Annotated in this window: 20 protein-coding genes; 9 read left to right on the forward strand and 11 right to left on the reverse strand. The window is 70.6% G+C overall.

What is annotated here, in order from left to right; translation table 11 throughout:
• The first annotated feature begins 64 nt into the window (after positions 1-64).
• The 4 genes from AQJ84_RS33975 to AQJ84_RS33990 all read left to right on the forward strand — a co-directional run bounded on the left by AQJ84_RS33975 (position 65) and on the right by AQJ84_RS33990 (position 3,401).
• Positions 65-1,297, forward strand: a complete 1,233-nt coding sequence (locus AQJ84_RS33975) for a hypothetical protein (protein ID WP_157874989.1) — start codon at positions 65-67, stop codon at positions 1,295-1,297.
• 12 nt (positions 1,298-1,309) lie between these two features.
• Positions 1,310-2,170, forward strand: coding sequence for an immunity 49 family protein (locus tag AQJ84_RS33980; protein WP_030041961.1), 861 nt, complete (start codon positions 1,310-1,312; stop codon positions 2,168-2,170).
• An 89-nt stretch (positions 2,171-2,259) separates the two neighbouring features.
• Complete coding sequence (locus tag AQJ84_RS33985) at positions 2,260-3,051, forward strand: immunity 49 family protein (protein ID WP_030041960.1); 792 nt, start codon at positions 2,260-2,262, stop codon at positions 3,049-3,051.
• A complete protein-coding gene (locus AQJ84_RS33990; protein ID WP_030041959.1) occupies positions 3,048-3,401 on the forward strand; it encodes a toxin-antitoxin system YwqK family antitoxin in 354 nt (117 codons plus the stop codon). The genes AQJ84_RS33985 and AQJ84_RS33990 overlap by 4 nt, the downstream gene beginning before the upstream one ends.
• Positions 3,402-3,544: 143 nt before the next feature.
• On the opposite strand, the gene AQJ84_RS33995 is transcribed toward AQJ84_RS33990, so the two are convergent.
• The 7 genes from AQJ84_RS33995 to AQJ84_RS34025 form a co-directional block, all read right to left on the reverse strand.
• The gene (locus tag AQJ84_RS33995) at positions 3,545-6,169 is read right to left on the reverse strand and encodes a SpoIIE family protein phosphatase (protein WP_030041958.1); all 2,625 of its coding nucleotides are present in this window, start codon (positions 6,167-6,169) and stop codon (positions 3,545-3,547) included.
• A gap of 252 nt (positions 6,170-6,421) precedes the next feature.
• Positions 6,422-6,883 (reverse strand): ATP-binding protein, encoded by a 462-nt coding sequence (locus tag AQJ84_RS34000; RefSeq protein WP_051870049.1) that lies wholly within the window; start codon positions 6,881-6,883, stop codon positions 6,422-6,424.
• A gap of 466 nt (positions 6,884-7,349) precedes the next feature.
• Positions 7,350-7,760, reverse strand: a complete 411-nt coding sequence (locus AQJ84_RS34005) for a (deoxy)nucleoside triphosphate pyrophosphohydrolase (protein WP_053192153.1) — start codon at positions 7,758-7,760, stop codon at positions 7,350-7,352.
• A 45-nt stretch (positions 7,761-7,805) separates the two neighbouring features.
• A complete protein-coding gene (locus AQJ84_RS34010) occupies positions 7,806-7,997 on the reverse strand; it encodes an SPOR domain-containing protein (protein WP_030041955.1) in 192 nt (63 codons plus the stop codon).
• Between the two features lie 387 nt (positions 7,998-8,384).
• Positions 8,385-9,137 (reverse strand): GntR family transcriptional regulator, encoded by a 753-nt coding sequence (locus AQJ84_RS34015; RefSeq protein ID WP_030041954.1) that lies wholly within the window; start codon positions 9,135-9,137, stop codon positions 8,385-8,387.
• Between the two features lie 147 nt (positions 9,138-9,284).
• The gene (locus AQJ84_RS34020) at positions 9,285-10,499 is read right to left on the reverse strand and encodes a DUF4190 domain-containing protein (protein ID WP_030041953.1); all 1,215 of its coding nucleotides are present in this window, start codon (positions 10,497-10,499) and stop codon (positions 9,285-9,287) included.
• Positions 10,500-10,956: 457 nt separating this feature from the next.
• Positions 10,957-13,167, reverse strand: coding sequence for a DEAD/DEAH box helicase (locus tag AQJ84_RS34025; protein WP_079022707.1), 2,211 nt, complete (start codon positions 13,165-13,167; stop codon positions 10,957-10,959).
• 150 nt (positions 13,168-13,317) lie between these two features.
• Here AQJ84_RS34025 and AQJ84_RS34030 point away from each other — a divergent pair, with 150 nt between their 5' ends.
• Positions 13,318-13,737 carry a Uma2 family endonuclease gene (locus AQJ84_RS34030; protein WP_030041950.1) on the forward strand — a complete coding sequence of 140 codons (420 nt, stop codon included), beginning with the start codon at positions 13,318-13,320 and terminating at the stop codon, positions 13,735-13,737.
• An 85-nt stretch (positions 13,738-13,822) separates the two neighbouring features.
• Here AQJ84_RS34030 and ychF read toward each other — a convergent pair whose 3' ends face one another.
• Positions 13,823-14,911 carry a redox-regulated ATPase YchF gene (ychF, locus tag AQJ84_RS34035; protein ID WP_030041949.1) on the reverse strand — a complete coding sequence of 363 codons (1,089 nt, stop codon included), beginning with the start codon at positions 14,909-14,911 and terminating at the stop codon, positions 13,823-13,825.
• A 222-nt stretch (positions 14,912-15,133) separates the two neighbouring features.
• Between ychF and AQJ84_RS34040 the strand changes: the two genes are divergently transcribed.
• A complete protein-coding gene (locus AQJ84_RS34040) occupies positions 15,134-15,718 on the forward strand; it encodes a DUF6542 domain-containing protein (protein ID WP_030041948.1) in 585 nt (194 codons plus the stop codon).
• 240 nt (positions 15,719-15,958) lie between these two features.
• Here the strand turns inward: AQJ84_RS34040 and ppgK are convergent, their stop codons facing one another.
• A complete protein-coding gene (ppgK, locus tag AQJ84_RS34045; RefSeq protein WP_030041947.1) occupies positions 15,959-16,705 on the reverse strand; it encodes a polyphosphate--glucose phosphotransferase in 747 nt (248 codons plus the stop codon).
• Between the two features lie 29 nt (positions 16,706-16,734).
• Positions 16,735-17,745: a 4-hydroxy-3-methylbut-2-enyl diphosphate reductase gene (locus AQJ84_RS34050; protein WP_078632084.1), complete on the reverse strand. Its 1,011-nt coding sequence runs from the start codon at positions 17,743-17,745 to the stop codon at positions 16,735-16,737.
• Between the two features lie 224 nt (positions 17,746-17,969).
• On the opposite strand from AQJ84_RS34050, the gene xseA reads away from it, so the two are divergent.
• From xseA to AQJ84_RS34065, 3 genes are all read left to right on the forward strand, one after another.
• The gene (gene xseA, locus AQJ84_RS34055) at positions 17,970-19,178 is read left to right on the forward strand and encodes an exodeoxyribonuclease VII large subunit (RefSeq protein ID WP_030041945.1); all 1,209 of its coding nucleotides are present in this window, start codon (positions 17,970-17,972) and stop codon (positions 19,176-19,178) included.
• Positions 19,179-19,187: 9 nt separating this feature from the next.
• Entirely contained in the window at positions 19,188-19,421 is a 234-nt protein-coding gene (locus AQJ84_RS34060) for an exodeoxyribonuclease VII small subunit (protein ID WP_030041944.1), read from the forward strand.
• A 197-nt stretch (positions 19,422-19,618) separates the two neighbouring features.
• Positions 19,619-20,209, forward strand: a complete 591-nt coding sequence (locus tag AQJ84_RS34065; RefSeq protein ID WP_030041943.1) for a malonic semialdehyde reductase — start codon at positions 19,619-19,621, stop codon at positions 20,207-20,209.
• A 139-nt stretch (positions 20,210-20,348) separates the two neighbouring features.
• On the opposite strand, the gene AQJ84_RS34070 is transcribed toward AQJ84_RS34065, so the two are convergent.
• Positions 20,349-20,870 carry a DUF4245 domain-containing protein gene (locus tag AQJ84_RS34070; RefSeq protein ID WP_030041942.1) on the reverse strand — a complete coding sequence of 174 codons (522 nt, stop codon included), beginning with the start codon at positions 20,868-20,870 and terminating at the stop codon, positions 20,349-20,351.
• Positions 20,871-20,945: the final 75 nt, after the last annotated feature.

Here is a 20,945-nt window from a genome sequence, read left to right on the forward strand (position 1 = left end):
CCGCCCCGACACCACACCTGGCGGCACCGCGGGCCACACACCCGGCGGCACCGCGGGCGACCACATGCCCACGAACGACCTCAACAGCCCACTCCGCAACGGCAACGGCGACACACCGTCAACGGCCGGGACCCACACCGACGGCCCGGGCACGGCCGGCACCCACACCGACGGGCCCGGTACAGGCGGCACCCACACCGACGGCCCGAGCACGGGCGGCACCCACACCGACGGCCCCGGCACGGGCGGCGGCTCCCACGAGCCCCCGTCGACCGGCGGCGCGCACCCGGGGGGCGGCCTGGACGACCTCGGCGGCGCAGGCGACGACGCGCTCGGTGACGCAGGCACGCACGCTGATGGCACACCGCCTCCCGGCCACGCGTCGAGTCCCGAACGGCCCCCCTTCATGCGGGACGGCGACAACCCGTACGGGCCGAGGGGTTCGCTCACCCCGGAGCAGATCAAGGAAATTCAGGTCTACCGCGCGAATCACGAGCCGGGTTACTTCAAGGACCACTACTACTCCGACGGTCGTCGACTCGACACGAAGATTCCTGACGAGAGCGGCTTCGTGCCGGTTCAGATGGACGTCGATCCCGTCACCAAGGTCAAGACGGCGGCGTCCGACGCACCACCCCCCATTCCCGCGAAGTACGTCGACAGCGCCGAACTCAGTCGGGGCCGGCACGAGGTACTGAGCCCGGACACACTCCAGAGGCTGGACGAGGCGGCAGCCCACCGGAGAAGCTCGATCGACTACTCCATGAGCGCCGAGCGACACAGGGATGTCCTCGGCGGCCTGGACGACGCCGACTCGGCGCTGCGCGAGGCCGGCAACGAGTACAAGTCCGCGATGACCGAACGCACGAAGGCGGCCGAAGCCTATGGGGAGGCGATCGCGGAGCATCAGTTCATTCCCGAGCACTACCCGAACGCCACCAAGGAAACGCTGCACGGGCCCGCCAACGGAAATGACCAGTTCGATCAGTTGTGGCGCCGCGAGGACGGCGGGTTCGTCGTCATCGAGGCCAAGTCCAATGTCGCGACCACCATGGGCAAAAGGGATATTCCTCATCCCGACGGCAAGAGAAGCGCCATGCAAGGCTCCAGGGAGTACTTCATGGACATCCTCAAGCAGATGGAAAGCAGGGGCCGAAAGCACCCCAGTGAGGCCCTGCTAGCCAGCGAGTTGAAGATTGCTCTCGCCGAAGGCAAGTTGGACTACGTCCTCATCAAGGGGAAGGCTGACGGAGGCCGGTACGCTGGCTACGAGAAGTACGAGTTCGACATTGGGTGACGGGAGAGTTCTGTGACGGTGAGGGTAACTCGGCATGGCAGCCCCGGACCTGATGACGAGGCATACGCCACGGCCCTGGGCGAAGGACTGACGCGGACGATTGCCGTCCTGGAGCGCTCGCCACGCATGTTCGACGGGGCGATGGGGGGAGCGGACTCCTACCTACGCGCGTGCCTGGCGGTCAATCCCGACGCCTCACGCCTCCGCACGTGGGAGGCCACGGTGACGGCCATGCAGGTCAGCACTGCGGCCTTCGCCGCAGCCATCCGTACCGAGGGCGCGCTTGAGTTCCGCATCGCAGATCAGATGCGGACCATTCAGGCGACCGGTCCGCAGTACTACGCGAATGCCGGAAATTGGCTCTCGGCGTTCTGGCTGTCGATCGTGTGCCGTGAGCAGGCTCGAATGACGCAGCTGTGCGAAATCCCGCTTGATTTTCTGCGCTCTTCCGGGGTGGAGTACGACGAGTACGTCTATCACTGGATCGATGCCCTGCAGACGTACTGGTTGGAGCGTCCGGGACTGGGCGAAAAACTCGTCACCGCTATCGAGATGTCCTCTCCGGAGGTTGCACGAATCGCCGACCGGGAAGCCCTGGACAAGATTCTCTATCAGCCGATCGATCTCTTCCAGCGCTTCCTTCGCAAGGACCACGACGGATTCAACCAGGCTCTGGCCCAGGCCCTGGAACTCCACAAGTCGTTCTGGACGGCGTCCGAGGCCCGTGAAGAAGCCGTCGAGGGCTACCTCGCGCTCGGCCCGCTTGCCATCGCCTGCCTTGCCCATGACGCCGGTTTCCCGATCGACGTCGAATCCGACTACATCCCCAGCCAGCTGCTGAACCGCGCCTGGGTCGGCGAATTCCCGACGTGAGCCGGCCAGGTCACGTTCTGCCGGGTTCCGAGGCCGACGTCTTCTCCCGCCCTCCCCTTCCCACGGGTAACGCGGAAGAAGGCCTCGCCGTGCTCCAGGAGAACGCGCTGGAGCTGATCGACGGTCTTGAGGAGCGCTCAACCAGGCTGGGCGACGCTCAGCGCCTCACACTCACCCTGGCCCAGTCGCGTTGTCTGCTGGACCCACGGGGGGCGATCTTCCCGACGTGGGACGCCTGGGTGAACGCGATGCAGGTCGGCTCCGCCGTGTTCGCCGCCGCGACCACGTCCGAGGAGCGGGTGCAGTGCCGTATCGCGCACAAGGACCGCACGCTCCACGCGACCGGCCCGCAGTGGTACGTGACCCCGGGCGCCTGGATCAGCGCCTTCTACCTGGCCGTGGTGTGCCGGGAACGGGACAGGATCACGGCCCTGTGCCAGGTGCCCCTGTCCCTGCTGCGGGAGAACGGTGAGCGCTTCGAGGGATACCACTACGCCTGGATCGAGACGCTCCAGACCTATTGGCTCGGCGGGCAGGACCTTGTTCCGAAACTGGTGGCCGCCGTCCACGGCACCGAGCCGGAATCCGTCGCGGATCCGGAGACGGTGGGCAAGCTGCTGTACCCGCCGACGGAGATGTTCCACCGCTTCATCCGCAAGGACAACGCCGGTTTCAACCGGGCGCTCGCCAACGCCCTCCAGTGGCACAAGGAGTACTGGACCGAGGAGAGCCGAGCCTTCCAGGCCTCCGGCTTCGTCGCTCTCGCTCCCCTCGCCATCGCCTGCATGGCCCACGACGCCGGCATTCCCGTCGAGGTCGAGTCCGACTACCTGCCCGCGACGCTCGTCGGACGCAACTGGTGCGGCGAGTTCCCCACGTGACGCGGGGCGACGCGCAGCGCATCACTGTCGACGACCCTGAGGTCGACATGGACCTGGCGCAGCGACTGCTGTATCGGGGTCGGCCGTTCACGGGCGAAGTCGAGGAGTATCTGGGCGGTGTCCGCGTCAGCCTGGAGTCCTATGTCGACGGGCTGCCGGACGGTCCTGGCCGGGAGTGGTACGAGGACGGGTCACCCGAGTCGGAGATGACCGTGCGCAAGGGGCGTGCTGTCGGAGTCGCCAAGAGGTGGCATCCGAACGGTGTGCTTGCTTCCGAGCGGGTGTTCTCCGAGGACAACGGGGCGTTGCTCGCCGTTCGGGAGTGGGACGAAGACGGCCTGCCGACATAGACCCGGCGCCGGGACTGAACCTCGAACCGACACCGACTGCGGCACCGGTGCACGGACTCTCGTGCTCCGGTGTCCGGCGCGGACCCCACGCCGCGCTGAGCAGGCCCGCCCACAGTGACGGCCGAGGCCGAGCACGGCGGGCCTCAGAACAGACTCAGCAACGCCTCCGCCGGATCCACCATCCCGTTCTCCCCGTCCGGCAGCGGCAGTTCGAACCAGACCGTCTTGCCGCGCGGTGTCCGGCGGGAGCCCCACGCCGCGCTGAGCAGGCCGACCAGTTGAAGGCCCCGGCCGCCCTCGTCCGTGTCGCGGGCTCGGCGGCGGCGGGGTTGGACCAGGCCGGAGTCCCAGACCTCGCAGACCAGGGTGCGGTCGAGCAGCAGCCTGAGCCTGATCTCACCCTCGCCGTACCTGAGGGCGTTCGTGACCAGCTCGCTGACCAGGAGTTCGGTCGTGTCGACGAGGGGCTCCATGTCCCAGCCGAGCAACCGGCCGCGGGCGTACTCGCGGGCCTTGCCCACGCTGCGCGGCTCGCGCGGCAGCGTCCAGTCGCCGACCGAGTCGGCGGGCAGGCCCTGGACGCGGGCCATCAGGAGGGCGATGTCGTCCTCGCCGTGGTGGGTGTCGAGGGTGTTGAGGACGTGGTCGCAGACGTCCTCCAGGGGGCTGGAGGGGTCGGTAAGGGCTCCGACGAACGCCTGGAGGCCCTCGTCGAGGGGGTGATCGCGGCTTTCGACCAGTCCATCCGTGTAGAGCGCGAGCAGGGCGCCTTCGGGTAGTTCGACCTCCACCTCCTCGAAGGGCTCGCCGCCCACACCGAGCGGCATGCCGGGCGGCACGTCCAGCATCAGCGCCGGCTCGCCGGGTTCGACCAGGACGGGGGGCAGGTGGCCGGCGTTGGCGAAGGTGCACCGGCGGGTGACGGAGTCGTAGACGGCGTACACGCAGGTGGCGAGATACACCTCGGAGAGGTCCGCCTCGCGGGGGCGGCGAGCCGCTCGGGTCGCCTGCTGGACACCGCCGGGAGCCCCGAGGCCCCGGGCGATCTCGTCCAACGCGGAGAGCACCTCCGCCGGTTCGAGGTCCAGGAGCGCCAGAGTGCGGACGGCCGACCGCAGTTCACCCATCGCCACCGCCGCCCGCAGGCCCCGGCCCATGACGTCGCCGACCACCAACGCCGTACGGTGCCCCGGCAGTTCGATCACATCGAACCAGTCGCCGCCGACCTCGCTGGGCCGGTCGGAGGAGGAGTTGCCGGGCAGGTAACGGCAGGCGATGTCGAGGCCCGAGGCCACCGGGTCGCCGGGCGGCAGCAACGACCGCTGCAGTATCAGCGCCCGCTCGTGCTCACGCCGGTACAGCCGGGCGTTGTCGATACATACGGCCGCGCGGGCCGCCAGTTCCACCGCCAGATCCCGGTCCCGGTCGCCGAACGGCTCACTGCCCTTCGTACGGGAGAACTGTGCGAGGCCTACGACGGTGTCGTGGGCGACCATCGGCACGGCGAGCGTGGACTGGACGAGGCCGCCCTCCTCGGCGGGGATGTACTGCGGCCGGGCGGTGCGCAGGGCGTCCGCGCACAGCGAGTTGAAGGGGTAGTGGTGGACCGCGCCGACCGCGACCGGCTTGCCCGAGCCGGCGAACGGGGCGTCGGAGACGGCGCTGGCGAACGCGACCCTGCGCAGTTCCGCGCTGCCGTCGGCGAGGCCGGGCGGGGTCTCGTCGCCGGCCAGCAGCCCCTGGTAGAGGTCGACCGTCGCCAGGTCGCAGAAGCCGGGGACGACGACGTCGAGGAGTTCGCGGGCGGTGGTCTCCAGGTCGAGGGAGTTGCCTATGCGGGCGCCCGCCTCGTTCAGGAGGGCGAGATTGCGCCGGGCGGCGGCGGCTTCGCGGGCGGCGGCGCGGCGGGAGGTGATGTCGGTGCCGAGCCAGGCGATGCCTATGGGGCGGCCGGAACCGCTGTGCACGCGATAGAGGTTGACGGACCAGTGACGGCGCTCGTCCGAACCCGGTACGAAGCCCGTGACGTGCATGTCCGTGATGGAGTCGCCGGTCTCCAGGACCCGGCGCAGGGTCGCCGCGACCCGCTCGGCCTCCGGACGCGGCAGATAGTCGTGGACGCCCTTGCCGCGGTGGTCGTCGGGGCTGCCGCCGAAGACGGAGGCGAACCTCTGGTTGGCGCGGCGCACCCGCAGATCGGGGTCGATCAGCAGAAAGCCGAACGGAGATTGACCGAATATCGACTGCGAGGCGGCAAGGTCGGTCTCGATGCTGCGCAGAGTGCGCACGTCGACGACGATGCAGACGGCGGCCTTCTCGCCGTCCTCGGTCCGCGTCGGCATGACGTACACCTCGGCGAGGCCCTGCCTGCCTCGCTCACCGGACTCGGAGTCCGGCACCCGGAAGGGGACCACTCCGGTCCACTCCCGCCCGTCGAGGATCTCCGCCATCTTCCGCTGGCCCCGCTCACGCAGGTCCGGGTCGATGAACGCGGCGATGGGATCCATGCCGACGGCCCGCTCGGCGGAGATGCCGAGGAGCTGCTCGGCCCGCAGGCTCCACTGGTCGACCAGCCCGTCGGGGCCGATGGAGAAGGACGCGACCTTGATGTAGTCGTAGATCGAGCCGGGCGGACTGCTCTGCCACATGGCGACGCCGGGCGGCGCGTCCTCAGGACGGATCACTGCCGCGGCACCACCCGTGGCCTCCGTCCTCGCGCCGTCCGACGGGTCCTTGGACTCCGTGGCCTTCGCTGGTATCTCGCTCACGCGAACCGTCCCCTCCAGCTCACCGCGTCCGGCACCGGTCACCGGGGGCGGCTGCCCGCAGTATCCAGCACTACGGTGCCGCACAACACGGTGTTCACGATCACAGCACGGTCCCGATGGTTTTCGGTCCGGACCGTGACAACACCTACAGTCTTCTAACCAGCGAACACCTCGTCGAACCACACGTATCGACAACCGTCACCGGCCTGAACCACTTGCTCGACAGAGCGAAAGCGGCCGTACACCGTGGGCTCACCCCGGGACGGCGAGTTCGAACCACACCGTCTTGCCCGCGTCGCCGGGGCGGCTGCCCCAGCGGCGCGAGGAGTGGGCCACCAATTGCAGTCCCCGGCCGCTCTCGTCCTCCGGGCGGGCGACGCGCTCGCGAGGCGGGGTGGGGAGCGGGTCGGAGACCTCCACCAGCAGGACACCCTCCAGACCGGCCGGCCGCACCAGCCGCACACCGATGGGGCCGGTGGCGTGCCGCAGGGAGTTGGTCACCAGCTCGCTGACCAGCAGTGCCGCCAGGTCGGCGACGCAGCCGAGCCCCCAGTCGCGCAGCCGTTCCCGCACGACGGCACGGGCGCCGCGCACAGCGCCCGGGTCCGCCGGGAAGGTCCACTCGGCGCAGTCGCCTTCGGTGTCGATCACGCCGATCACATCCTGGGCCAGCCAATTCACCCATGTCCGGTTTCGTGGGGTTAATGGGCACATACCCGATATGGAGCGGGCAGTACCGCCCACGGGGGCGCACTGTGGCACTAACGGCGTAGAGGCCGACGGGCACACGCCGGCGAGGCAACGGCTGACAAGGGCGGCGACGTGCGACGACGAAGCCGGTGACGCGACGGGCGCGGACCCGAGCTGGCGGTTGGTGGCCGGTGGCTGGTGGCTGGTGGCTGGTGGGGGGACCCGAGCCGGTGGCGGGTGCAGGACCCGAGCCAGGGACGAGTGGGGACTCAAGCCGGTGACGGGTACAGGACCCGAGCCAGGGACGAGTGGAAACTCAAGCCAGTGGCGAGTCGGGAGACCCGAGCCGGTGGCGAGCGGGGACCCAAGCCGGTGACGGCGAGGGCCGAGCCGGTGACCGGCGACCCGCGGCCGGGCAGCGGCCGCGCCGATCAGCGGGCCCCGGCGCCAGCCGCGCCGATCAGCGGGCCCTGGCGTCCAGGCGGGACGATCAGCGGGCCCTGGCGTCCAGCCGCGCCGACGCCTCGCGGACCGCCGGCACGTCCTGGTCCAGCCAGGGCACGTCCCAGACCTCGGGGGCGGTGAGCCAGCGGAGCTCGTCGTGGTCCTGGAGGGGCTTTGGATCGCCCGAGCCGGGGCGCAGACGGGCCGTCCAGACCTGGAGGACGTACGGCGGTCTCAGGGGCCACTCGCCGGGGATCCGCTCCAGCGCCTCGGTCTCGACGCCGAGTTCCTCGCGCAGCTCGCGCACGAGAGCCGCCTCCGGTGTCTCGCCCGCCTCGACCTTGCCGCCGGGCAGTTCCCAGCGCCCGGCGAGATCGGGGGGCGCGCTGCGGCGCGCGGCCAGCAGGCGGCCGCCGTCGAGCAGGGCGGCCCCCACCACCACGATCCGTTCCGTCATGCGCCGGAGCCTACGGGAGCGCAGGGCCCGGCGAGGAGCGCGGGATCAGTCGGCCGAACTGGTTCCGTTCTGACCGATCCGCTCTACCCAGTAGAGCTGCTTGTGTCCGCGACCGTCGAGGCTGTCCGCGATCTTCTGGGCCTCGGCCCTGGTCGCGTACCTGCCCACTCGGTAGCGGTTGCCGTTGTCGTCCTGCCGTATGACGAGCCAGGGAAGAGTGATCGTGCCGTCGTTCACCGCGCCCCTCCACTTCCCGTCCGCGGCCTGTGCCGCGCCCCACCCGATAAGGAAACCGCAATGCGCATATGCCCGAGCCTACGCCCTACCTTTACGCAGCGAACACGCCTTTTCACAAAGAGGTACGCAACCGGCCAGGACAGACAGGCACGCCAGGGGGCGCGCGCCATCGAACGCGCCCCCGTTACCCATGGACGCATCCGGTCGGCGGGACGCCCGGGGCATCCACGCCGACCTGCGAGAACGGCTGAATTCGAACGCCGTACGAAGGTATACCGGTTGAGCGCTCACCGAAGGCAACTACCGGGAGGGCGTGCGCCACTTCACATCCGGCGCACCGGAAGTCGTCCGGAACGAGGGCTGCTTCACCGGCGATCGGGCGGAGAACTACTTCACCGGCAGGTGGTAGGCGACCTGGTACCGGTCGGCCGGGATCACCACGTCGGCCGTCTCCACGGGGCGGCCGGAGGCGTAGTAGGTGCGCTGGACGACGAGGACGACATGGCCGGGTACGCCACCGAGGGCGTGGAGCTCCTCGGCGAGGCCGGGGCGGGCGCCGACCTCCTCGGTGACGTTGTCGACCACCACGTCGATGGCGGCCATCCGCTCGACGACGCCCATGCCGCCGAGCGGGCCCTCCTCGGGCAGCATCACGGGCGTACGGCCGGTGAGGGCGAGGGGCTCCCACGAGGTGGAGAGCATCATCGCCTCACCGGCGTCCCGGAAGACGTACTTGGTGCACATCACCCGGTCACCGGGCCTGATGGCGAGCCGCTCGGCGACGGCGACGCTCGCCTCGGCCTGCGCGCTGCTGGACTCCCAGGTGCCGCGCGTCTCGCCGTCGGCCTGCTCCTGCCGGAAGGGCGTCGCCCCGCCGGCCGGGCGGTAGCCGGAGCGGGCGATGCGCCGGGGCACGGGCCGCTCGCGCACGTAGGTGCCGGACCCGGAGCGGCCCTCGACCAGCCCTTCGGCCATCAGCACCTTGCGCGCCTCGAGCGCGACGGTGTCCGAGACGCCGTACTCCTCGCGGATTCTGGCCTGGGACGGCAGACGGGTGTGCGGCGGCAGCGAACCATTGACGATCTTCTTGCGGAGATCACCCGCGACACGCAGGTACGCCGGCTGCTCACCGAATGTCACTGGCCGCTCCCATCAGGTTGTACAGACAGCAACAGCGTGGCAACCGTGGGTTCTACCGTGCAAGCAAAGGCCAGAGAATCACTCGATGTGATGACATGTTCCCGCGCAGGGCTTTACGCAGGCACTTTCTCCCCGCTATAGCCGCCGTCACACCTCCAGGTCGGCACCCGATCCGCCGAGGTCCCCGCCGGTGCCGCCCTCCAGGTCCGCCGGCGGGGTGGTGGCCAGCCCCAGAGCCTTGCGTGCGGTGACCGACAGGCCCTTGTCCTCCTTCTCCAGGGCCTCGCCATAGTGCAGGTAGAAGGCGTCCACGTCAGCGGCGTCGGCGGCCTTCTGCCACAGCTCCTGCAGTGCCTCCGTCTCCTTGGCGACGGCCTCGACCGGCTTCTGGGCGTCGGCTGGCCAGGAGTAGCCGCGCAGCATGCCGGTCTCCTCGGCGAGCCCGCTCACCATGCGCCCGGCCCACTCCTTGTTTGCCTCGAGATCGTCCTCGGGGAGGACCTCGGGCACCGACTCCATGGCCGCCTGCTGGGCGTTGACCGCCTTCAGGTAGACGACCTGGTCCGCGTCGAGCGTCGTCCCGTCGTTGCGCAGCGAACCGCCCTCCATGGCGGCGTCCGAGTCGGCGTTGCCGAAGGCGCAGGTGATCTCGTGGTCGCCGTAGCCCCAGCTCTCCTCGGACGGCACGACGTAGTACACGTCGACGTCCTCCGGTACGGCCCACAGGTCCATGGCGTAGGCGGAGCGGAGCTCGTAGCACCTCTCCTCGGCGGTGTCGGTGACCTCGGCGTCACCGGGGAAGCCGCCGCTCGGCAGCTTGACGACCGCGAAGACCTCGCCGTCGTGCGCACCGGCGCAGGGCACCTCGTCGAGGTCGTACGTCGAACCCTCCAGGCCGGTCGGGGAGTCGAAGCACTCCCCCTTGGCCGGTGAGCTGCTGCTCGCCGCGTCCTTGAAGCCGTCCCAGAACTCCGACGCGCCGTTGGTGGCGAGCACCACCACCCACAGGGCGAGCCCCAGGGAGGACAGCACGGAACCGGCGATGGCCATGCCCCGCCCGCGCTCGCCCTTCTTCTTGATCTGCACCAGCGCGATCACCCCGAGGACCAGCCCCACGACCGGCAGGCAGCACAGGATGCCCAGGACGAGGGAGGCGATGGCGAGCCCGTTGACGGGCGCCGGCTGGTTGTACGGGCTGTAGCCCTGTCCCCAGGTCTGGTAGGGCGGCGGCGCGTAGGGTCCGCCGTAGGCAGGGCCGTACGGGCCCTGCGGGGTGGGCGGAGGCGGCGGGTACTGGCCCTGCGGGTACGGCCCTTGGGGTTCCTGAGGCTGGTAGGGCCCAGGGGGCGGAGGTATGGACACGGTTACCGTGCTTCCTGGTTCGGGCGGCGGGGCCGGGACGAAGACCGCGATGATGACGATGACCGTACAGAACTGACGTACGACAGGGCGCATGTTAAACGCGGTGCGGGCGGGGGTGTAACGCCGGTCACGAAGGCGACGATCCGGGCGGCGAACGGACTGACCGCGAGGTGGGCGAGGGCCGGTGCGGACGGCAGGTCGCCGCCGTCCTTCGGGTCGCCGACCGGGCGTATGGCCGCTGCCGGATTTTCTGGTGGACGGGGGCTCGGAGGCGGTGCGGCAGGGGTCGGCCCGGGCACTTGGCGTGCCGGCCGGACCAAGCGGCCTCGGGGACCGGGGAGTTGCCGGCCGCGCCGGCGGGCGTCCCGGGTGGGCGGTCGGCCGTGGGACTCTGGACCACCGGTGGCGTGAAGGGGCTTGGCGCGGGCGCCTGTTGACCGATTCGGAAGGCTTGGCCTCAGGTGCGCTCGGCCAGTCTGTGCTGCTCCTCCTCCACGATGCGGCGGGCCAGGCCGTCGTCCGACACGTCGACCGCGTCCGGGGTCGCGTCCGCGCTGTCGCTCCGCCGGGCGTACGCGTCGAAGAGGCGCTTCTTGCTCTCCAGGATGTGCAGCAGACGGTCGTCCACGCTGTCCGTGGCCAGCAGGCGGTGCACCTGGACCGGACGGACCTGGCCCATGCGGTGGGCGCGGGCCACGGCTTGATGTTCCAGGGTCGGCTTGACCTGCGGTTCGCACAGGACGACCACGGAGGCGGCCTGCAGGTTGAGGCCGACCCCGCCGGCCTCGATCTGGCACAGCAGCACCGCGTGCCCGTCGGCCGCGGTGAAGTCGTCGACCAGGCGCTGGCGGCGGGCGGCCGGGACGCCCCCTGATATCGGCCCGAACACACCGGCGCCCAGGGTGTCCCCCACCTTTTCCAGGACGTCGCGGAAGTACGAGAACACGACCACCTTCAGGCCGTTCTCCGTGGCCTCGGCGACGAGTTCGCGCAGCCGCTGGAGCTTGGCGGACTTCTCGGGGTCGGCGTACGCGGCCCGGCGCATCGCCATGAAGTTCCCCGCGGCGACCGCCGCCCGGTACGCGTCCTGGTCGGCGACGCTGAACTCCTCCCACTCGTCGACCTGCAGCAGTGCGGGCAGTTCGGTGAGGACGTCCTGCTGGTTGCGGCGCAGGTACGCGGGCGCCACCGCCTTGCGGAAGGTGTGGGGGCCGGCGACCGCGTCGCTGTCGCGGATCACGGGGACCAGGTCGGGCTGGAGGTAGCGGACCAGGGTGCGGAACTCCTCGACGCGGTTCTCCATCGGGGTGCCCGTGAGGAACAGGACGCGGTCGCAGTGGGCCGTCCACGACGCGACCGACCTGGCGCGGCGGGTGTCGGGGTTCTTGACGTAGTGGGCCTCGTCGACGACGAGCAGGCCCGGCTCGACGCCGTCCGGCCGGGGCAGGGTGTGCAGCACGTCGAAGGTGGTGACGGCGACCCCGCCGCGCTCGCGCCACTCGGCGTAGGCGTCGGTCCGGTCCGGTCCGTGGACCGGCAGGGCTCTGAGGGTGCTGCGCGAACGGACCTCGCGGGTCCAGTTGATCAGCACGCTGGCCGGGCACACGACCAGGAAGTGGCTGTGCCCCTCGGCCGCGAGGTGGGCGAGGGCGGCGACTGCCTGGACCGTCTTGCCGAGCCCCATCTCGTCACCCAGCACGACCCGTCGCTGGACGAGCGCGAAGCGGGCGCCGAAGGACTGGTAGCCGCGCAGCGAGACCCGGCGGTGGGTGTCGTCGAGCGGCTGGGCGTGCACCCGCTCGGCCAGCTCCGACGGCACGAACCCCTCGGCGGCCGCCACGTCCGTGCGGTGCGCGGAGACCTCGGCGAGCTGGCTGTAGTACTCCGCGGAGCGCAGCTCGAAGTCGACCCAGGCCTCGATCTCGGAGGCCGGTTCGCGCAGCAGGTCGGCCGAGGCCTGCGCCAGCCGCAGCCGTACGTCCGTCTCCGCCGCCTCGGCGGTGAGCTCGCGCAGCTCCACGATCGCCGCGAGCGCGGCTTCCCGGCGGCGCCGGCCGGTGAGGGCCAGGCGCACCCGCCCGGTCGCCGGAAGGGCCGCGGGCAGCAGCTCGCCGAGCCGGCCGTGCAGCCGCTCGGCGGCGTCGAGAGCGCGCCGCAGCTCGGGGCCTGCCTCGACCAGCCGGTACAGCGCGAGGACCAGCGCGGCCGTGCGGGGCTCGGGGCGGTCCACGTCGATCCGCACCGAGACGGTCTCCTCGACCGCCCGCGCGATCTGCCGTGCCGCGGCGAGCGCCTGGTCCGCGGTCTGGGCGCCGACGCCGGGAATCTGCCGCAGGTCGAACCGGCCCGCCTCGTACACCGCGCGCACCGAGCCGAGTCCCGCCGCCTCGATGGCCGTCAGCCGCAACCGCCCCTCGGTGACGTCCTTCAGTCGCGCGACCGGGATGGAGTCGAGCTCCTTGGCCACGAGTTCGTCCCTGAGGGGCTTCAGGGACGAGCGGACCGCGTCGAGAGCGCGGGTGTGGTCGGCACGCAGGGTGCAGGCGGCGTCGTACAGCCGCGCGCCCTGAGCGTGCAGTTCCCGGGCACGGCGGCCCACGGGCGCGGGGACGCCGTACGGCCTCCCCTCCCGGATCCTCGCGGACCCGGCCTCCTCGACCTCGGCCATGGCGCCCCTCGCGTGCCGTCCTCCCCGACACCGGCCATGGTCGCACCCGGCACTGACAACGCGCCCGGCCCCGCACAGGCGGTGCGGGACGCCGGTCTCGCCGTGGGCGATCTCGTGGCCCGGGCCCCGCCGCATCGCTACGGTTGGGCCGTGACCGCACTGCCCGACTGGATGCGCCCGCCGCGCGCGGAAGGCTGGTTCGCGGAGGACCTGGACCGCCTCCCCGAGGCACCCCGCCACACCGAGCTGATCGACGGAGCCCTCGTCTTCATGCTGTCGCCCCAGCGGTGGTGGCACGGCAACCTCGTCACCATGCTCGCCGTTGCCGTCTCACCCGAGTCCGCGCACCGGGATCGCACGGTCAAGCTCCGCAAGTACGCAGAAGCAGGCATCCCCCACTACTGGTGCGTCGAGGACGAGAACGGCGCCCCCGTCGTCCACGTCTACGAACTCGACGAACCGACCGGCGTCTACGCGCCCGCGGGCATCTTCCGGGGCAGTCTGAAGCGCCCCGTCCCCTTCGAGATCACCCTGGACCTCGACAAGCTCACCCCGCCCAGGCCCGCCTAGAAGCGGGCGCCGAGGCAGCGCGGGAACACGAACAAAAGGGGGGCGGGCTCCGTGGAGTCCGCCCCCTTTCGGTCTGCTCGAACAGCTACACGTTGAAGCGGAACTCCACCACGTCCCCGTCCTGCATCACGTACTCCTTGCCCTCCATACGCGCCTTGCCCTTCGCGCGGGCCTCCGCGACCGAGCCGGTCTCCACCAGGTCGCCGAAGGAGATGACCTCCGCCTTGATGAAGCCCTTCTGGAAGTCGGTGTGGATGACGCCGGCGGCCTCGGGGGCGGTGGCGCCCTTCTTGATGGTCCAGGCGCGGGATTCCTTGGGGCCGGCCGTCAGGTACGTCTGGAGGCCGAGGGTGTTGAAGCCGACGCGGGCGAGGGTGGCGAGGCCGGGCTCCTCGGCGCCGACGGACTGGAGGAGTTCCATCGCGTCCTCCTCGTCGAGCTCGGCGAGGTCCTGCTCCAGCTTGGCGTTGAGGAAGATCGCCTCGGCGGGGGCGACCAGGGCACGCTGCTCGGCCTTGAAGTCGTCGTCGACCAGCTCGTCCTCGTCGACGTTGAAGACGTAGAGGAACGGCTTGGTGGTGAGCAGGTGCAGGTCGTGCAGCAGCTCCTCGTTGCCCGAGCCCTGGACGATGCCGGCCGAGAACAGCGTGTCGCCCTTCTCCAGGATCTCCTTGGCCTCCTCGACGGCCTTCACCTTCGGGGCGATGTCCTTCTTGATCCGCGACTCCTTCTGGAGGCGCGGCAGGACCTTCTCGATGGTCTGGAGGTCCGCGAGGATCAGCTCGGTGTTGATCGTCTCGATGTCGTCCTTGGGCGAGACCTTGCCGTCGACATGGACGACGTTCTCGTCCTTGAAGGCGCGGATGACCTGGCAGATCGCGTCGGACTCCCGGATGTTCGCGAGGAACTTGTTGCCCAGGCCCTCACCCTCGGACGCGCCACGCACGATGCCCGCGATGTCGACGAAGTCGACCGTCGCCGGCAGGACGCGCTGTGAGCTGAAGATCTCCGCCAGCTTCGTCAGGCGGGCGTCGGGGACGCCGACCACGCCGACGTTCGGCTCGATCGTGGCGAACGGGTAGTTGGCCGCCAGCACGTCGTTCTTGGTCAGGGCGTTGAACAGGGTCGACTTGCCGACATTCGGCAGTCCGACGATTCCGATCGTGAGCGACACGGTGCGACTTCCCGGAGTGAGAGGGCTGGCGTGAGGGGACCGGAGGCGGGTCCCTGTCGGCGAGCCCTGGGTTCTGCCGTGACGACAGGGCCCAGGGGGCCGATCCACCAGTCTACGGCGTGCCCGCCCCCGTCCCGGCGACGTATCGAACGCTTGGCCAAGGTCCGGCCGACGGCGTGTCTGAGGGGCGATTCGACACATAAACCGACCTAAGTTTGTCCGGTGGAGCAACACAGGACTCGACCCCCGCAGTACGGAACGCGACGCGGTGCGCCGCCGCCCCTGCCGCCGCAGGCGGCGCGGGGCGCGAAGTCGGGCAGAGCCGGTTCGGCGCCGGCACGGGACGGTGTGCCGCCCCGGCGTCCGGCATCGGCACGCCCGGCCGGGCCGCCGATCGTCCAGGCCGTGCGGCGGCTGCCCAATCCCCGGCTGACCGGGCTCGGCGGCGGGCTGTTCTGCGGGGCACTGATGTTCGCCCTCGGCTTCCTCGACCAGCTGCTGTTCGGGGCGTCGCTCACGGTGTACGGCGTGCTGTTCCTGCCGGTGTGCGCGGTGACCGCCCTCTGGATCCGCCGGGGGGATCTGGTGACCGCGCCGATCGTGGTGCCGATCGCCTTCGCGGTGGGGCTGCTGCCCGTGGCCGAGAGCGGGAACGGGGTCGGGGGCCGGCTGATGGGCCTGTTCACGGCGCTCGCCACACAGGCCGGGTGGCTGTACGGGGGAACGCTCGTGGCCGGTCTGATCTCGACGGTGCGGAAGATCCGCCTGATGAGCCGCCGGGCCGGCACACAGCGTCCTCCCGCCTGACCGCCCTGCCATGGGCCGTCCGGCGGGTCGTCCCGCGGACGCGGGATCCGGTGCGCAGGCCGACGGCGGTGTCTTCGGTTGCCGACTCCCCGCTCCCGGCCGTGCTCGACCGGGAGGCCCGTCGCGTCGACGGGCCCTGCTCCGCCCTGCGGCCCGACCCACCAGACCGTGCCCGACCGCGTCGACGAAGCGCCCGCCGACGCCCACCGACGCCCTGCGGCCCGATGCGCCGGACCGGAGCTAGTGCCCCTGAGCCGCGTGCATCGCCGCCCCCACGATCCCCGCGTTGTTCTGCAGCTGGGCCGGGACGATCTCCGCCTTGATGCCCTCGATGTGGGGCAGGAACTTCTGCGCCTTGCGGCTGACGCCGCCGCCGATGATGAACAGCTCCGGCGAGAACAGCATCTCGACGTGGGCGAGGTACTTCTGGACGCGGTGGGCCCAGTGCTCCCAGGTGAGGTCACCGTCCTCCCTGGCCTTGCTGGACGCGCGCTTCTCCGCGTCGTGCCCGTGCAGTTCCAGGTGGCCCAGCTCGGTGTTGGGGACGAGGACGCCGTCGACGAAGAGGGCGCTTCCGATGCCGGTGCCGAAGGTGAGCAGGACGACCGTGCCCTTGCGGCCCTGGCCGGCGCCGAAGTTCATCTCGGCGACGCCCGCCGCGTCCGCGTCGTTGACCACCGTGACCGGGAGGCCGCCCAGGCGGTCGCCGAACAGGGTGCGCGCGTTGGTGTCGATCCAGCTCTTGTCCACGTTGGCCGCCGTACGGATCGTCGATCCGCCGGTGACCACGCCCGGGAAGGTCAGCCCGACCGGGCCGCTCCAGCCGTAGTGCTCGACGACCTCCCTGACGCCGTCCGCCACCCGGTCGGGTGTTGCCGGGTGCGGAGTGAGCACTTTGAAGCGCTCCTCCGCGAGATCGCCCTTGTCCAGGTCCACAGGGGCGCCCTTGATCCCGGATCCACCGATGTCCACACCGAAGATCTGCATGGCTCTACGTTACGACGGACGACTGACAGTCACTCCTCCGAGGTACCCGTACGTTCCGCGATCAGCGCCGCCGCCTCGTCGCGCAGGTCGCGGCGGAGCTCCTTCGGCAGGGAGAAGATGATGGACTCCTCGGCGGCCTTGACCAGCTCGACGTCCTCGAAGCCGCGCTGCGACAGCCACTCCAGGACCTGCTCGACCAGGATCTCCGGCACGGACGCGCCGGAGGTGACGCCGACCGTGGACACTCCCTCGAGCCAGGACTCCTCGATCTCGTCGGCGAAGTCCACGAGGTAGGCCTCGCGCGAGCCCGCGAGCTTGGCGACCTCGACGAGCCGCTTGGAGTTGGAGGAGTTGCGGGAGCCGACCACGATGACCAGCTCGGCCTCGGCGCCCATCTGCTTCACGGCCAGCTGACGGTTCTGCGTGGCGTAGCAGATGTCGTCGCTCGGCGGGGAGATGAGCTGCGGGAACTTCTCCTTGAGGGCGTCGACGGTCTCCATGGTCTCGTCGACGGAGAGGGTGGTCTGGGAGAGCCAGACGACCTTCGACTCGTCACGGACCTCGACCTTGGCGACGTCGGAGGGGCCGTCGACCAGCTGGATGTGCTCGGGGGCCTCGCCGGAGGTGCCGATGACCTCCTCGTGGCCCTCGTGCCCGATCAGCAGGATGTCGTAGTCCTCGCTCGCGAAGCGGACGGCTTCCTTGTGGACCTTGGTGACCAGCGGGCAGGTCGCGTCGATGGTGGCGAGCCGGCCCTGCCGGGCCTCCTCGTGGACGGCGGGCGCGACCCCGTGCGCCGAGAACATCACGATGTTGCCCGGGGGCACCTCCTCCGTGCGTTCGACGAAGATGGCGCCCTTCTTCTCCAGCGTCTGGACGACGTACTTGTTGTGGACGATCTCGTGCCGGACGTACACCGGAGCGCCGTACTGCTCCAGGGCTTTCTCGACGGCGATCACGGCGCGGTCCACTCCCGCGCAGTAGCCACGGGGGGCGGCGAGCAGGACACGGCGGCCAGGCGAAGCAGTCATGCACCCCATCGTAAGGCCGCGTTCGGCACGTCCGAGATCTCCTGTGTGACGGGTTGGTGGGGAGACGGACGAGGCGCGGGAGGGACAGGGGCGGGAGGACTACGGCAGGGGCGGGACGACCACCGGGGGGACGGGCGCGCAAAAGCGGCGCCGGAAGGCCGCGCGGTGGCCGACCGCGGCGGGTGGCCACGCGGCGGCGGTCTGTTGTCGTACCCGGCCGTTACCCTCGCCGCATGGCTGTCAACAACTCCGCGGAATCGCCCCTGCCCGTCGGTGAGGTGTCCCGGCTCATCGGTGGGTGGATCGACCGGCTCGGTGCCGTGTGGGTGGAGGGGCAGATCACTCAGCTGTCGCGGCGGCCGGGCGCCGGGGTCGTGTTCCTGACCCTGCGTGATCCTTCGCACGACATCTCCGTCGGCGTCACCTGTTACCGGCAGGTGTTCGACGCCGTGGCGGACGTGGTCAGCGAGGGCGCCCGGGTCGTCGTGCTCGCGAAGCCGGAGTGGTACGCGCCGCGGGGGCAGTTGTCCCTGCGGGCCGCCGAGATAAGGCCGGTGGGGGTCGGGGAACTGCTCGCCCGGCTGGAGCAGTTGAAGAAGTCCCTGGCCGCCGAGGGGCTGTTCGCGACCGAGCGGAAGAAGCCGCTGCCCTTCCTGCCCCAGCTCGTCGGGCTGGTCTGCGGGCGGGCTTCGGCCGCCGAGCGGGACGTGCTGGAGAACGCCCGGCACCGCTGGCCGGCGGTCCGCTTCGAGGTGCGCAACGTGGCCGTGCAGGGCGTGCACGCGGTGCCGCAGGTCGTGCAGGCCGTGAAGGAGCTCGACGAGATCGACGAGGTGGACGTGATCGTCGTCGCGCGGGGCGGCGGCAGCGTGGAGGATCTGCTGCCGTTCTCCGACGAGCAGCTCATCAGGGTCGTCGCGAGCTGTCGTACGCCCGTGGTGTCCGCCATCGGGCACGAACCCGACACGCCGCTCCTCGACTACGTCGCCGACCTGCGCGCCTCCACGCCGACCGACGCCGCCAAGAAGGTCGTCCCGGACGTGGGCGAGGAGTACGAGCGCGTACGGCTGCTGCGGGACCGCGCGCGGCGGTGTGTGCGGGCGTTGGTCGACCGGGAGGAGCGCGGGCTGGCGCACGCGCTGGCCCGGCCGGTGATGGAGGATCCGCACCGCGTGATCGACGAGCGGGCCGATCAGGTCTCGTCCCTGCTCGACCGCGGCCGGCGCACCCTCGGCCACCATCTCGACCGCGCCGACTCCGAGCTGACGCACACGCACGCGCGCGTGGTGGCCCTCTCCCCCGCCGCCACCCTCCAGCGGGGGTACGCCGTGCTGCAGAAGACCGATGGTCATGTCGTCCGCGACCCCGGCGAGGTCACGGGGGACGAGGTGCTGCGGGCACGGGTCGCCGAGGGTGAGTTCGTCGTTCGAGTCGATGCATAGGGTGGGCGAATGAGCAGCAAGGTGGATGAGGCGCTCGGCTACGAGCAGGCGCGGGACGAGCTGATCGACGTCGTACGGCGGCTGGAGGCGGGCGGTACGACGCTGGAGGAGTCCCTCGCGCTGTGGGAGCGCGGCGAGGAGCTGGCGAAGGTGTGCCGGCGCTGGCTGGAGGGTGCGCGGGCGCGGCTGGACGCGGCGCTCGCCGAGGAGGCGGGGACGGCGGAGGACCAGGGGGACGCCTAGGGACCGTCCGGGCTCCCGGCCGCGACCGTGCCGGGCGGGGCCGGCCTCCGTCCCCGCCCGGGACCGCCGCCGCCCACCCTGTGAGACGGATCACCACCATCCGACTTTGGTTGAAGGTTGAACTTCATCTGGCGTACGGTCGGTGACGTCAGCTGGTCCGGTCCCCGGATCCGACGTCTTCCCGAGAAGGTTTCCGTATGCCCCTCGTTCTTGACCCCGCCGCCCAGGACCTCCTGTTCCGTGAGGCCCGCACGGCGAACACCTTCACCGACGAGCCCGTGACCGACGAGCAGGTGCAGGCGATCTACGACCTGGTCAAGTACGGTCCGACCGCCTTCAACCAGACCCCCCTGCGGGTCACCCTCGTCCGCTCCCCCGAGGCCCGCGAGCGCCTGGTCCGGCACATGGCCGAGGGCAACCAGCCCAAGACCGCCGCCGCCCCGCTGGTCGCGATCCTCTCCGCGGACAACGAGTTCCACGAGGAGCTGCCGGCCCTCTTCCCGGCCTTCCCGCAGGCCAAGGACCTCTTCTTCAGCGAGCGCCCGGCCCGCGAGGGTGCCGCCGCGCTGAACGCCGCCCTGCAGGCCGCGTACTTCATCATCGGCGTCCGTGCCGCGGGCCTCGCCGCCGGCCCGATGACCGGCGTGGACCTCGAGGGCGTCCGCAAGGAGTTCCTGGACGACGACCACACCCCGCTGATGGTCGTCAACATCGGCAAGCCGGGCGAGGACGCCTGGTACCCGCGCTCCCCGCGTCTGGCGTACGACGAGGTCGTCACCACCGTCTGAGCGGACGGCGAGCTCTCACGAGCCACAGGGAAGGCCCCCGGCGATCACGCCGGGGGCCTTCTTCGCGTCTTCGCGCGCACGGGGCCTGCTGCGAACTCACGGAGCCACAAGGCTCAGGAGAACTCCGGAGCCGCGCGGCTCACGCCATCTTCAGCGCCCCGGCCATCTCCGCCAGCCGGCCGAACGTGCCCGTGCCCGCCACCACCGTCGTCGCCCCGTCGCCCTCGTGCACCAGCGCGTCGTAGCGGCCGCCCGTGTAGTGCGTCCAGGTCCGGCCGTCGATCTCCTGGGTCTTCTTCGTCGCCGTGGCGCCCTGGCTGGCGTCGTCGATGAACGCCGAGGGCTTCTGAGTCGACTGCTCGATCTGGACGTACTCCCCGTCGGGCGCGTGGAAGCCCAGATGCCAGGTGTCGAAGTCCTCGCCCTGATAACGGACGGAGGTCGCCTTCCAGTCCGCGGACAGCCCCTCGGGCGCGGCCACCGGATACGGGGCGGCTCGGCGCGCGGTGAGCAGCTCGACCCGGTAGTCGACCGTCTTGATCTCCGGAGCCGAGTCGTCATGCGGAATGAAGAGGTAGATGACACCCGCCATGAGGGCGATCAGGCCCAGGGAGAGGATCATGTCCCGGACCGTCTTCTGCTTACCGTTCGAACCTGCCACGCCCCTATCGTCGCAGGTGCCCTGGTCCGCTCATCCGTGGGGCCCCCTGCTCATTTTGTCTGCCTGACGATAGAG

The sequence above is a fragment of the Streptomyces resistomycificus genome (genome assembly GCF_001514265.1).
Classification (GTDB): Bacteria; Actinomycetota; Actinomycetes; order Streptomycetales; family Streptomycetaceae; genus Streptomyces; species Streptomyces resistomycificus.